This window comes from Actinomadura fulvescens (genome assembly GCF_039533225.1).
In the GTDB taxonomy this organism is placed as follows: Bacteria; Actinomycetota; Actinomycetes; order Streptosporangiales; family Streptosporangiaceae; genus Spirillospora; species Spirillospora fulvescens.
Map to the genome: position 1 here is coordinate 779768 of NZ_BAAATD010000002.1, position 12736 is coordinate 792503.

11 protein-coding genes are annotated in these 12736 nt (G+C 71.7%); 9 read left to right on the top strand and 2 right to left on the bottom strand.

Annotated features, from left to right (window positions below):
- Positions 1-22: 22 nt before the first annotated feature.
- The 9 genes from ABD333_RS10435 (at position 23) to ABD333_RS10475 (ending at position 10063) form a co-directional block, all read left to right on the top strand.
- Positions 23-1630 (top strand): FAD-binding oxidoreductase, encoded by a 1608-nt coding sequence (locus ABD333_RS10435; protein ID WP_344540463.1) that lies wholly within the window; start codon positions 23-25, stop codon positions 1628-1630.
- A gap of 2 nt (positions 1631-1632) precedes the next feature.
- Positions 1633-2517, top strand: a complete 885-nt coding sequence (locus ABD333_RS10440; RefSeq protein ID WP_344540037.1) for a diacylglycerol/lipid kinase family protein — start codon at positions 1633-1635, stop codon at positions 2515-2517.
- Between the two features lie 229 nt (positions 2518-2746).
- Complete coding sequence (locus tag ABD333_RS10445; RefSeq protein WP_344540038.1) at positions 2747-3145, top strand: YccF domain-containing protein; 399 nt, start codon at positions 2747-2749, stop codon at positions 3143-3145.
- Positions 3146-3352: 207 nt separating this feature from the next.
- A complete protein-coding gene (locus ABD333_RS10450) occupies positions 3353-3916 on the top strand; it encodes a DUF485 domain-containing protein (RefSeq protein ID WP_344540039.1) in 564 nt (187 codons plus the stop codon).
- Positions 3913-5637 carry a solute symporter family protein gene (locus ABD333_RS10455; RefSeq protein WP_344540041.1) on the top strand — a complete coding sequence of 575 codons (1725 nt, stop codon included), beginning with the start codon at positions 3913-3915 and terminating at the stop codon, positions 5635-5637. Before ABD333_RS10450 ends, ABD333_RS10455 begins: the two co-directional genes overlap by 4 nt.
- Positions 5638-5723: 86 nt before the next feature.
- Positions 5724-7250 (top strand): metallophosphoesterase family protein, encoded by a 1527-nt coding sequence (locus ABD333_RS10460; protein WP_344540043.1) that lies wholly within the window; start codon positions 5724-5726, stop codon positions 7248-7250.
- Between the two features lie 168 nt (positions 7251-7418).
- On the top strand, positions 7419-7928 hold the full coding sequence (locus ABD333_RS10465; protein WP_344540044.1) for a DUF4234 domain-containing protein: 510 nt from the start codon (positions 7419-7421) through the stop codon (positions 7926-7928).
- Between the two features lie 78 nt (positions 7929-8006).
- On the top strand, positions 8007-9656 hold the full coding sequence (locus ABD333_RS10470) for a bifunctional 3'-5' exonuclease/DNA polymerase (RefSeq protein ID WP_344540046.1): 1650 nt from the start codon (positions 8007-8009) through the stop codon (positions 9654-9656).
- A gap of 17 nt (positions 9657-9673) precedes the next feature.
- Positions 9674-10063, top strand: coding sequence for a hypothetical protein (locus tag ABD333_RS10475; protein ID WP_344540049.1), 390 nt, complete (start codon positions 9674-9676; stop codon positions 10061-10063).
- Here the strand turns inward: ABD333_RS10475 and ABD333_RS10480 are convergent.
- Positions 10029-11264 (bottom strand): flavin-dependent oxidoreductase, encoded by a 1236-nt coding sequence (locus tag ABD333_RS10480; protein WP_344540050.1) that lies wholly within the window; start codon positions 11262-11264, stop codon positions 10029-10031. The genes ABD333_RS10475 and ABD333_RS10480 overlap by 35 nt on opposite strands.
- Positions 11265-11274: 10 nt before the next feature.
- A complete protein-coding gene (locus ABD333_RS10485) occupies positions 11275-12081 on the bottom strand; it encodes an ABC transporter ATP-binding protein (protein WP_344540051.1) in 807 nt (268 codons plus the stop codon).
- Positions 12082-12736: the final 655 nt, after the last annotated feature.

The window sequence follows — 12736 nt, forward strand, 5'->3', positions numbered from 1 at the left end:
TGTCACAGTGTAAGCCATGGACATGCTGTGGAGCGGCTGGGGAGACCCGGCCAAGGCCGCGCCGCTGCCGGACCCGGTGGTGGGACTGCTGCGCGATCTGCTCGGAGTGAAGACCCCCCGGGACGCGGGCGCGGCCGCGCCGGTGCCGCTCGGCGAGATCAAGGTCCGGGACTCCCGGCTCGACGACGCCGCGCTGGACGCGCTGCGCGCGGCGGTGGGCGCCGCGCACGTCCGGCTCGACGACGAGTCGCGGGTGCGGCACACGCGCGGCAAGTCCACCCCCGACCTGCTGCGCATACGGAACGGCGACGTCGACGACGCCCCCGACGCGGTCGTGCTGCCCGGCACCCATGACCAGGTGCTGGACGTGCTGAAGGTCTGCGCGCGGCGCCGGATCGCGGTCGTCCCGTTCGGCGGCGGCACCTCGGTGGTGGGCGGGCTCGCGCCGCAGGGCGTGGACGCGTTCGTGGCGCTCGACCTGCGCCGCATGGACGCGCTCGTGTCGGTGGACGAGGTGTCGCGCACGGCGGTCCTGCAGCCGGGCCTGCGCGCGCCACAGGCGGAGGCGCTGCTCCGCGAGCGCGGCTACACGCTCGGCCATTTCCCGCAGTCGTACGAATGGGCGTCGATCGGGGGCTTCGCGGCCGCCCGTTCGAGCGGGCAGGCATCGGCGGGCTACGGGCGCTTCGACGAGATGGTGGTGGGCCTGACCGTCGCCACCCCCGAGGGCATGCTCGACCTCGGCCGGGCGCCCCGGTCGGCGGCCGGGCCCGACCTGCGCCAGCTGGTGCTCGGGTCGGAGGGCGCGTTCGGGGTCATCACGTCGGTCACGGTGAGGATCCACCCGGTTCCGGAGTCCGCCGCGTACGAGGGCTGGCGGTTCGCCTCGTTCGAGACGGGCACCGCGGCGCTGCGGCGGCTCGCCCAGGACGGGCCGATGCCGGTCGTGCTGCGCCTGTCGGACGAGGCCGAGACCATGGTCGGCCTCGCCGACCCGGGCGCCATCGGCGGGGGCCTGCCGGACGCCGCCGGGTGCCTGGCCGTCGTGGGCTTCGAGGGCACCGCGGACGAGATCGCCGAACGGCGGGCCACGGTGCACGACGTCCTGACCGAGGCGGGCGGCGAGGCCCTCGGCGCCGGGCCGGGGGAGAAGTGGGAACACGGCCGCTTCAACGCCCCCTACCTGCGCGACTCGCTGCTGGACGCCGGGGCCTTCGTCGAGACGCTGGAGACCGCGACGTTCTGGTCGGGCATCCCCGCCCTGTACGCGGCCGTCAAGAGCGCGCTCACCACAACGCTCACAGAGGCGGGCACGCCGCCGCTCGTGATGTGCCACATCTCGCACGTCTACGCGACGGGCGCCTCGCTCTACTTCACCGTCGTGTCCGCGCAGGGAGAGGGCGGCGCGCGGGAGCACTGGGCGAAGGCCAAGCACGCCGCCAACAACGCGATCATCTCGGCCGGCGGTACGATCAGCCACCACCACGGGGTCGGCACCGACCACCGTGACTGGTACGCGTGGGAGATCGGCCCGCTCGGCACCGGCGTGCTGCGTGCGATCAAGGACCGGCTCGACCCGGCCGGCATCCTCAACCCGGGCGTCCTCGTCCCGCCGGCCGGTCAGGAGTAGCCATGAGCTCCCGTGCCTTCACCGCCGTGGTCAACCCCACCGCGGGCGGATCCGCCTCGGCGGCGACGCTGATCCCCCTGGCCAGGCTGCTGCGGGAGGCCGGAGCCGAGGTGGCGGTCGAATACAGCCGCGGCCTGGAGCACGCCACCGCGCTGGCCCGCGGCGCGGCCGCGGCCGGGCACGTCGTGCTGGGCGTGGGCGGTGACGGCATGGTCGGCTGCGTCGGCGGCGCACTCGCCGGTACGGACGCCGTCTTCGGCATCGTCCCGGCCGGGCGCGGCAACGACTTCGCCCGCCAGCTCGGGATTCCCGGAGATCCGGCCGCGCTGGCCGCGCTGCTGCTGGAGGGCGAGCCGCGCGCCGTCGACACGATCGAGGCCAACGGCGTGGCCGTGCTGGGCAGCGTCTACGCGGGCGTTGACGCCGTGGCCAACGACAACGCCAACAAGACCCGGCTGCTGCGCGGCTCGGCCGCGTACTACGTCGGCGCCCTGCGCGCGATCCTGACCTGGCGGCCCGCCGACTACCGGATCACGGTGGACGGCCGGGTGCACGAGTGGCGGGGCTATTCGGTGATCGCCGCCAACTCCGGCTACTACGGGTTCGGGCGGCACATCGCCCCGGACGCCGCGGTGGACGACGGGCTGCTGGACGTCGTGATGATCAAGCACGGCCCGAAGCCGCTGTTCTTCACGGTGATGCGCGAGCTGGCGGACGGGTCGCACGTCCGCCGCGACCAGGTCGAGGTGGTGCGCGGCCGCGAGGTCCGGATCGAGCTGACCACGCCGGGCCGGGTCCTGCCGTACGGCGCGGACGGCGAGCTGCCCGGCGAGCTCCCGGTCACCGCCAGGATCATGCCGGGCGCCCTCCGGGTCCTCGCGCCCTGAGCGGCTTCGCCGTGCGGCAGATTTGGCCGACGTGTTTTGGTCGGTTTACGCGAGCATTACGGACGACTGGATAACGTTGTCGTATGTCCCGCTTCTGGGACCTTCGGCCGTCTGCGCAGGCATCATGGGAGGCGCGAGTCGCCGTTCTGGGGGGACTCATGATGCCCGCAGACGCCGTATCCGTACCGCAGCACGGTTTCCGCCTCCGCCTCAGCCTTAGAGTGTTCCTGTGCGGACACTGCTGAACATCATCTGGCTCGTGCTGTCGGGGTTCTGGCTGGCCGTCGGTTACGCGGTCGCCGGCGTCATCTGCGTCATCCTGATCATCACCATCCCGTTCGGCATCGCCTCGTTCCGGATCGCGCTGTTCGCGCTCTGGCCGTTCGGCAACACCGTCGTGCGCCGCTCGGACGCCGGGGCGGGCTCCTGCGTCGGCAACGTGCTCTGGGTGATCGTCGCCGGCTGGTGGCTGGCGCTCAGCCATCTCGTCACCGGCGTCCTGCTGTGCATCACGATCATCGGCATCCCGTTCGGCATCGCCAACTTCAAGCTGGTGCCGGTCGCGCTGCTGCCGCTCGGCCGCGAGATCGTGCCCACCGGCGACACGCGCACCTTCGTGGTCGAGTAACGCGGGTCCGGAACGTGACGGCCCGGATCGCCTCTGTTTGTGTGATGCAGGTCTCGGTCCTGCATCGAGCCCGCATCGACCGGGTCTCCGACCTTCAGCGGCCAATCAAGTTCTTGGTCAAATGGCACGCACCGGCCACGCCGGGGGCCGCAACACGATCATGCTCCCTGGTGAGATTGGCAAGGAGTCCCTTCCCCGGAGGTGTGCGTGACAGCGGATACGCCAGGCCCTGGTCCGACGGGCGCCGGCAACGGCCCCATCGAGAACGGGGTCTATCTACAGCTGAGTGAGAGCCCGGAGTTCAGGCGGCTCCGGCTCGCCTTCCGCCGCTTCGTGTTCCCGATGACGGCGGCGTTCCTGGTCTGGTACCTGCTCTATGTCGTGCTCTCGGCGTACGCGCGCGACTTCATGAGCACCAAGGTGGTCGGCGAGATCAACATCGCGCTGGTCTTCGGCCTGCTGCAGTTCCTCTCCACCTTCCTGATCGCCTGGGCGTACGAGCGGTACGCCAGCGGAAAGCTGGAGCCGCTGGCCGACGCGGTCCGGGAGACGGCGCCGAGCGCCGCGCTCGTCGGAGCCGGGGCACCCGCGGCTCCGGCCGTTGAGGAGCCTCCGGCCGAGGAGCCGTCCGCCGAGGAGCCGTCCTCCGAGGAGCCGTCTGCTGACGAGTCGTCCACCGAGGAGACCTCGGCTGACGAGCCTTCCGCAGGGAAGCCCGCGGCGGAACCCTCGAAGGACAAGCCGGCGAAGGACGAGGAGGAGGGCAAGTGAGGGAGTTTCTCGCCGCGCCGGTACTGGCGCAGGGCGCCGACAACGAGCACCGCACGTTCTCGCTGATCCTCTTCGCGTTGTTCGTGGCCCTCACGCTCTACATCACGATCTGGGCGAGCCGGCAGAACAAGACCGCCGCCGACTACTACGCGGGCGGGCGCTCGTTCTCCGCCTTCCAGAACGGCCTGGCGATCGGCGGCGACTACATGTCGGCCGCCTCGTTCCTCGGCATCGCGGGCCTGTTCGCGCTGTCGGGCTACGACGGCTTCCTCTACTCGATCGGCTTCCTGGTCGCGTGGCTGGTGGCGCTGCTGCTCGTCGCGGAGATGCTGCGCAACTCCGGCCGGTTCACCATGGCCGACGTGCTGGCCTTCCGGATGCGGCAGCGGCCGGTCCGCGCCGCCGCCGGGATCTCCACCATCGTCGTGAGCATCTTCTACCTGCTCGCGCAGATGGTCGGTGCGGGCGCCCTGGTCTCGCTGCTGCTCGGCACCGAGGGCGAGGCCGCCAAGGTCTGGACGATCGTGGTCGTCGGCGCGCTGATGATCTTCTATGTCACGGTCGGCGGCATGAAGGGCACCACGTGGGTGCAGATCGTCAAGGCCGTCATGCTGATGACCGGCGCGCTGGTGATGACGGTCTGGGTGCTGTCGAAGTACAGCTTCAACCTCTCCACGCTGCTCGACGCGGCGGCCGACAAGAGCGGCAAGGGCGAGGCGTTCCTGCAGCCCGGCCTGAAGTACGGCGCGACCGACGTGTGGTCCAAGCTCGACCTGCTGTCGCTCGGCCTGGCCCTGGTGTTGGGCACCGCCGGCCTGCCGCACATCCTCATCCGCTTCTACACGGTGCCGACCGCCCAGGCCGCCCGCAAGTCGGTCAACTGGGCCATCGGCATCATCGGCGCGTTCTACCTGATGACGCTGGTCATCGGCTTCGGCGCCGCGGCGCTGGTGGGCAGTGACGCGATCAAGAAGGCCAATCCCGGCGGCAACACCGCGGCACCGCAGCTGGCCGAGGAACTCGGCGGCGGGGCCGGCTCGACCGGCGGCGCGGTCTTCCTGGCGATCATCGCGGCGGTGGCGTTCGCGACGATCCTCGCCGTGGTCGCGGGGCTGACACTGGCGTCGTCGTCCTCGTTCGCGCACGACCTGTTCGCGAACGTGTTCAAGCGCGGCAAGGCGACCGAGCGGGACGAGGTGCGGATGGCGCGGATCGCGGCGCTGGTCATCGGCGCCATCGCGATCGTGCTCTCCATCTTCGCGCGCGGTCTGAACGTGGCGTTCCTGGTGGCGCTCGCGTTCGCGGTCGCCGCCTCGGCCAACCTGCCGACGCTGCTGTTCTCGCTCTTCTGGAAGAGGTTCAACACGCGCGGCGCCGTCTGGGGCATCTACGGCGGTCTCATCTCGGCCGTCGTCCTGGTGCTGCTGTCGCCGGTCGCGTGGGGCGGCGCCTCGGAGACCAAGCCGGGCGTCAAGCTCACCGCCGACAAGGCCGCCGACTGCGGAGTCGCGGCCGACTCCAAGGCGGTCGGCAACCCCGACGCGCTGTTCTCGTGCACGACCAAGGCGCCGTTCCCGCTGGAGAACCCGGGCCTGGTCTCCATCCCGGTCGGCTTCCTCGCCGCCGCGCTGGGCACGATCACCGCCGGCCGCCGGCCCGAGGACGACGGGCTCTACGCCGAGCTCGAAGTCCGCGCGCTGACCGGAACAGGCGCGCACTAAGGGCTTCCGGCCTACGCGAACGGCTTGACGCGCAGATCGCCTCCGGGACAGGGTGTGGTTGACCCCTCACCCCCCGGAGGTGTTCTGTGCGTGCCGAGGAGTCGGCGGCGCCCGGGCCCCGGCCCAGTTCGCGCACGTCGGAGGCGGGCGCCGGCTGGACGTGTGACCGGCCGGGCACGTTCACCGAGCTCATGCCGGACGACCGGTCGCCCGGCTTCTCCTGGCGCCGGCCGACGGTGCTCTGGCGTTCGCGCAACGATGTGATCGCGCGGCTGTTCGGCGACCCGTCCGACGGCATCCGCCGCCGTTGCGTCGCCGCGCTGACCGAACGAGGCACCCCGGCCGCGTTCACCCTGCACCGGACGAGCCCGGAGTTCTCGTTCCTGCTCATGGGCGACACGGGCGAGGGTGACCGTTCGCAGTACGCCGTGGTGCCGCCCGCGCTCGCGGCGGGCGGCGACGCGGACTTCATGGTCATCGCCAGCGACGTCGTGTACCCGTCCGGCGAGGCCGAGCACTACGAGACCAAGTACTTCCGGCCCTACCAGGACTTTCGCGGGCCGATCTACGCCGTGCCCGGCAACCACGACTGGTACGACGGGTTGCGCGGGTTCCTGCGCGTGTTCTGCGACCTCGACATGCGGTGCGATCCGGAGCCGTGGAACGGCGCGCTCCGGCTGCTGCCCCGCCTCCTGTGGCGCAAATCGGGACAGGTCGACGAGGAGACGCTCGCGGCGGCCCGGGCCAAGTACCGGGGCGCGCCGGGCCAGCGCGCGGTGCAGCCCGGCCCGTACTGGGCGATCGACACCCCGGCGCTGCGCATCGTGGGCATCGACACCGGCATCACCGGCGGCATCGACCGCGACCAGGGGGAGTGGCTGCGGGAGATGTCGGCGGGGCCCAAGCCCAAGCTGCTCGTGACCGGCAAGCCGCTGTACGTCGACGACCGGCACAGGCCGGGCCGGATCGAGGGTGGCGGCACGATCGACGACATCGTGCGCGACCCCGCGCACAACTACGTCGCGGCGATCGGCGGTGACATCCACAACTACCAGCGCTACCCGATCGAGACGCGGGGCGGCCGCACGATCCAGTACGTCGTGGCGGGCGGCGGCGGCGCGTTCATGCACGCCACCCACGTCATCCCCAAGACGCGGGTGGTCGACGAGTCGCGGTTCCGCCTCTACCCGCTGCGCGGCGACTCGCTGTCGCACTACAGCCAGATGTACGGCAGGTGGCTGCGGCTGCCCCGGCTGTTCTCGCTCACTCCCGAGGAGGCCACGGCGGCGGTCAAGCACCGGCTCGGCATCGAGCCGGGACGCGGGTACGACGGTGCCCCGCCGTCGCTGCGCGCGCGTTTCGTCGCCGCGGTGCTCGGAGTGCCGCACGGCGGGTGGCGCAGGACCAGGCTGACGCGGCTGCCGGTGCGGAAACTGCCGCAGCGGTTCAGGTCCGAGCTCGCCGACTGGGACCGGCCGCCGTTCTTCAAGAGCTTCCTGCGGATCGACGTCACCGAGGACGAGCTCCGGCTCCGCTGCTTCGCGGCGAGCGGCTGCCTGGAGCACGAGACCGATCCGCCGTGCGAGGACGAGGTGACGATCCCGCTGCGCTAGCCGGGGCGATCGTTCCCTCAAATATGAAAATTTCGCACGATAACCCGACTATCTTCGCGATGTACCCCTCTTGATCGTCTTCACTGCCGTACAGTCTGATCTCACCCCCGGATGACCGAATACAGCGGACGGTCGACCGAACACGACCCGTCCACCAGGAGTGCAAGTATGAGCTACCCCCAGCAGGGTCAGCAGCAGCCGTATCAGCAGCAGCAGCAGCCGCAGCAGGGCGGCTACGCGCCGGCCCCGGCCCACCAGCAGGCGCCCGTCGCGCGCGCCGCCGGTCTCAACATGAAGCGCCGCAACCCGGCCGGCGCCTGGCTCGGATTGCCGATCGTCACCTTCGGCATCTACGGCCTGGTCTGGTTCTTCAAGGTGCACAAGGAGCTCTTCGACTACGACCGCCGCGTCGGCGACTCCTCCGTCAACGCCCTGCTGTCGATGCTCTTCGGCGCCATCACGCTCGGCATCTGGCCGCTGGTGATGTGGTGCAAGCTCGGCGGCCGCATCGCGCAGGCGCAGAAGGCCGCCGGCCTGCCCGCCAGCTGCAGCGGCGGCATGGGCTTCCTCCTCGGGATCCTCGGCTTCGGCGTGCTGTACTACCAGATCCAGCTCAACAAGGTCGTCGACCGCTACGGCGACACCCCTCCCGGCCAGCAGGTGTCCCTGGTCGCCTGAGAACCGCGCCGAGCCCCCGTGCCCCCACCGGGCACGGGGGTTTCTCGTTCTGTCGGTGCCCGGCGGCAGAATGAGCTGGTGAGGATCGCGGTGGCCGCCAAGCCGGACGGCGGGGGAGAGCTGCGGCCCCTCGCCGATGACGGCACGCCCGCCGGTCCCGGCGAGCCGGTCGCCGACCTCGTCGCGGCCATCGCCGAACGGGAGTCCGCCGCCGCGCCGCGCTGGGTATGGCCCTCCACCGCGCGGCTCTACCCGCGGCTGGTGCGCGCCGGGGTGCGCGTCGCGCGCTGCCACGATCTGGAGCTCGTCGAGAGCCTGCTGCTCGGGCACGCGGGCCGCTACGGCGAGCCGCGTTCCGTACGGGCGGCATGGGCACGGCTACGCGGTGAGCCCGTACCGGCGGATCAAGTGCCGCCTGAGGGGCCGTCACCCCAGGCCTCGCTCTTCGACGACGCCGTCCCCGCCGAGCGCGACGATCTGGAGCAGATCGTCGCGGTGCACGCCGACCAGCAGCGGCGGATGACCGGGCTGGAGGGCTTCACACTGCTCGCCGCGGCCGAGTCGGCGGGCTCGCTGGTCGCGGCGGAGATGAACCACGACGGCCTGCCCTGGTCGGCCGAGGAGCACGACGCCCTGCTGACCGACCTTCTCGGCCCGCGGCCGTCGGGCGGTCTGCGCCCGCGCAGACTCCAGGCCCTGGCCGACCAGATCAGCGCCGCGTTCGGCGGGCGCGCGCACGTCAACCCCGACTCGCCGGGTCAGATCGTCAAGGCCTTCGCGGCGGCGGGCCTGACCATCACCTCGACGCGCGCCCACGTCCTCAAGCGGCTCGACCATCCCGCGGTGCCGTTCCTGCTCGAATACAAGGAGCTGTCCCGGCTGCACACCGCCCATGGCTGGGCGTGGCTCGACGCCTGGGTCGCCGGCGGGCGCTTCCGGCCGGAGTACGTGGTCGGCGGCGTGGTCTCCGGCCGCTGGGCCACCAACGGCGGCGGGGCCCTGCAGATCCCGCGCGTGCTGCGCAAGGCCGTCGTCGCCGATCCCGGCTGGTCACTGGTGGTCGCGGACGCCGCCCAGCTGGAGCCGCGCGTGCTCGCGGCCCTCGCCGGTGACCGCGCCTTCGCCGCGGCCGCCGCGCAGGGCGATCTCTACACCGCGCTGTCCGACGCGTTCGGCGGCACCGAGGGCGCCCGCGAGAAGGCGAAGATCGCACTGCTGTCGGCGATGTACGGCGGCGGCACGACCGAGGCGGTGCGGTTTCTCGCGGTCCTGAAGAACCGCTTCCCCGCCGCGTTCGACTATGTCGAGTCCGCGGCGCGCGCCGGTGAGCAGGGGCGGCTCGTGCGATCGCGGCTCGGCCGCACCTGCCCGCCGCCTTCAGCGGTCTGGCGCGAGCTGACATCGACGGGCGACGACGCCGGCGCGGGGCAGGCACTGCGCAGCAGGGGCCGCTTCACCCGCAACTTCGTCGTGCAGGCGACCGCCGCCGACTGGGCCCTCGCGCTGCTCGGCTCGCTCCGCCGCCGCCTCACCGCTCTCGGCCCGCCGCACCTGGTCTTCTTCCAGCACGACGAGGTCATCGTCCACACGCCCGAGGAGCTCGCCGGTCAGGTCTCGGAGGCGGTCCACGCGGCGGCCGACGAGGCCCGCCGCCTGCTCTTCGGCCAGACCCCGGTCGTCTTCCCCATGGAGATCGCCGTCGTCGACCGTTACGCCGACGCCAAATAGCAGGGCACAATTCAGGCATGGTGGCCTACGTGGCGCACATCGAGATCGCTTACCTGGGCGGGCAGACCGACGAGCTGGCCGAGGCCCGGCGGCTGCTCGCCGCGTCGCTCACCGCGGACGCCGCGCTCGCCAAGGCCGGGCCGACGCTGGAGCTCCGGCCCGGCAACGTCCTGGTCGTGCGGGGCACACCGCACGACGACGACCCGCTCCGCGCCCTCACATCGCTCGACGAGGCGGTCTGCCGCGCGTTGACGAGCACCGGCCTCTACGAGGAGTTCGACGTGTCCCAGCGCGTGCTGCACATCGCGCCCGCCGCTCTCACCGAGCCGTTCTTCGCCTGGTCGGAGGGCTACCCGCGGCAACGCCGCAGGCTCATGAGCCGCCGCCCCAGGAAGGGCGGGCGTTGAGGGCTTCCGCGTCGGCGAAGGAGGTCTGGCGGTAGGCGCCGGTGATGGCGGCCAGTTCCTCGGCGGTCAGCACGTCCTCGATGCGTGCGAAGCCGTGGGGCGCGCGTTCGCCGACCATGTGCAGGACGCGGTCGGCGGGCATCCGGCGGTTGGCGAGCACGATCGCGTTGACGGTCTCGCGGCGCGCCCGGTCGTACGCGGCCAGACCCTCGGCGGGGGAGGCGGCCCGGGCCAGCTCGTACGCGAGGACCCGTGCGTCCAGGATCGCCTGGCTGCCGCCGTTCGAGCCGATCGGATACATCGGGTGCGCGGCGTCGCCGAGCAGGGTCACCCGGCCGCGGCTCCAGAACGGCAGCGGGTCGCGGTCGACCATCGGGTACTGGAGGATCTGGCCGGTGCTCTTGAGGAGCGCGGGCACGTCCAGCCAGTCGAAGCGCCAGTCCGCGAAGTGGGGGAGCACCTCGCCGAGGTTTCCGGTGCGGTCCCAATCTGCCGGGCCCGGCGAGCCATCGGGGAGGCGCACTTCGGCGACCCAGTTGAGGAGGGCGCGGCCGTTCCTCTCGGAGACGGGGTAGACGACGAACTTGGCGCGGCTGTTGCTGCCCGCGACGGCCAGCGTCCTGCCGGTGAGGAACGGCTCGGCCTCGGTCAGGCCGCGCCACATCCGGATGCCGTTCCACAGCGGTGGCGGCTCGCCGGGATGCAGCCGGGCCCGGACGCGGGAATGCAGCCCGTCGGCGCCCACGAGGACGTCGGCCGTGACGGTGTCGTCGCCGCGCAGCCGTGCGCGCACCCCGGTGGGACTCTCGTCGAACGACTCCAGCGGCGTGCCCTCACGGACGGCGCCGTCACCGAGCCGGGACCGGACGGCCGCCAGCAGGATCATCTGCAGCTCGCCGCGGTGGACCGAGTACTGCGGCCAGCGGTAGCCGAGCCGCGTGCCGCGGGGCTCGCCCCAGATCCGGCCCCCGTGCCGGTCGAAGTGCACCATCTCGCCCGTGGGGATCGCGGTCGCCGCGAGCTCGTCGCCCAGCCCGAGCTCGGTGAGCTCCCGTACGGCGTGCGGCAGCAGGTTGATGCCCACGCCGGACGGGGCCAGCTTCGCGGCCGACTCGGCCACGAGCGCCTCGATCCCCGCGGCGTGCAGGCTCAGCGCGGCGGTGAGCCCGCCGATGCCCGCTCCGGCGATGAGAACGCGCATGGCGTCCCTCTCAGGACGTGGTGTCGACGTTCACCTTGGGCTCGTGCGGGGTGGCGGAGCCCGCGGTCTTCCCGCCGCCGCGGACCAGCCGGCCGACCTCGGCGCGCAGGCGCACGAACTCGGGCTCGGCGCGGGTCGTGATCTGGTCGCGCGGGCCGGGCAGCTCGACGGGGATGTCGGCGCGGACGTGACCGGGGTTGCGGCCGAGCACGATGACGCGGTCGCCGACGTACACGCTCTCGTCGATGTCGTGGGTGACCAGCAGGATCGTCATCCCGTCGGTGCCGCGAACGTTGAGGACCAGGTCTTCCAGGTCCTCGCGGGTCTGCGCGTCGACCGATCCGAACGGCTCGTCCATGAGCATCAGGGCGGGCCGGTACGCCAGCGCGCGGGCGATCGACACGCGCTGCTGCATGCCGCCCGACAGCTGCCAGGGGTACTTGCCGCCGGCGTCGGCCAGGTCGACCGACTTCAGGGCCTCCTGCGCGGCCGCGCGGCGTTCCTGCTTGCCCATGCCGCGGCGGCGCAGTGGCAGCGCCACGTTGTCGCGCACGCTCAGCCAGGGGAACAGGGAGCGGCTGTAGTCCTGGAAGACCACCGCCATGTTGTCGGGCACGCCGTCGATGGCGGTGTCGTTGAGCACCACCTTGCCGGTGGTGGGCCTGATCAGCCCGGCGATGCAGCGCAGCAGCGTGGACTTGCCGCAACCCGACGGACCGACGATGCTCACCAGCTCGCCCTCGGCGACGGTCAGGTTCACGCCCTCCAACGCCAGGTGGTCGTTGTAGCGGTGACCCAGGTTTTCGATCTCGAGCACTTCAGCAACCTCGTGATAGACCGTGGCGCCCTGCGTGGCGTCGGGCGCGTCCGGCGGATGGGGACCATCGTGGCCCAGGACTCCGCCGAGCGCGAGAGGGGTCGTCCGGCCCGGGCCGCCCGGCGGCACAGCAGGGGATACTTCCGCCGCTTGTTAATTGTGTGTTCTTTCGCTGATATGCGGAAGATCCGGATGTCCGGCGTGTTACCCGATCATGTCCGGCGCATGACGCTCCTTAACGCGCGCGAAACTTAAATGCGGTCGCGGAGGCCAAGCCGACCGTGACGCCCTGGGGGCGGCGGCTGGGCGTGTCCGGAGGGTCGCGGCAGCGGGACAATACCGTAGTGCGGGATCGTTCCGCTCGGACCGGCCGTAACGGGAGCTTCCGTGCGAATGATCATGATACGGGAATACTCATCAGTAGGGAAGCCGGCGGGGTGTTGGCGCCGCCGCTGACGTGCGCGGAGGCGGGCCGGGACCGGCCGATCGGCGGCCCGCGCCCGGCTGCGTGACCGGTCCTGTGGTCCGTCCCGCCGCCCGGCCGGTGCCCGAATCTCCGGCCCAACGGTAATCAGATTGCAGTCCAATACCAGTCGGATGACGGTCTTCGGCGATGGTCGGCAACATTTTCGCAACGGGGAATGCGGTACGTCGC

Coding starts and splice junctions, on each gene's coding strand:
- ABD333_RS10435 (WP_344540463.1), top strand. CDS start 23: ATGCTGTGGAGCGGCTGGGGAGACCCGGCCAAGGCCGCGCCGCTGCCG.
- ABD333_RS10440 (WP_344540037.1), top strand. CDS start 1,633: ATGAGCTCCCGTGCCTTCACCGCCGTGGTCAACCCCACCGCGGGCGGA.
- ABD333_RS10465 (WP_344540044.1), top strand. CDS start 7,419: ATGAGCTACCCCCAGCAGGGTCAGCAGCAGCCGTATCAGCAGCAGCAG.
- ABD333_RS10475 (WP_344540049.1), top strand. CDS start 9,674: ATGGTGGCCTACGTGGCGCACATCGAGATCGCTTACCTGGGCGGGCAG.
- ABD333_RS10480 (WP_344540050.1), bottom strand. CDS start 11,264: ATGCGCGTTCTCATCGCCGGAGCGGGCATCGGCGGGCTCACCGCCGCG.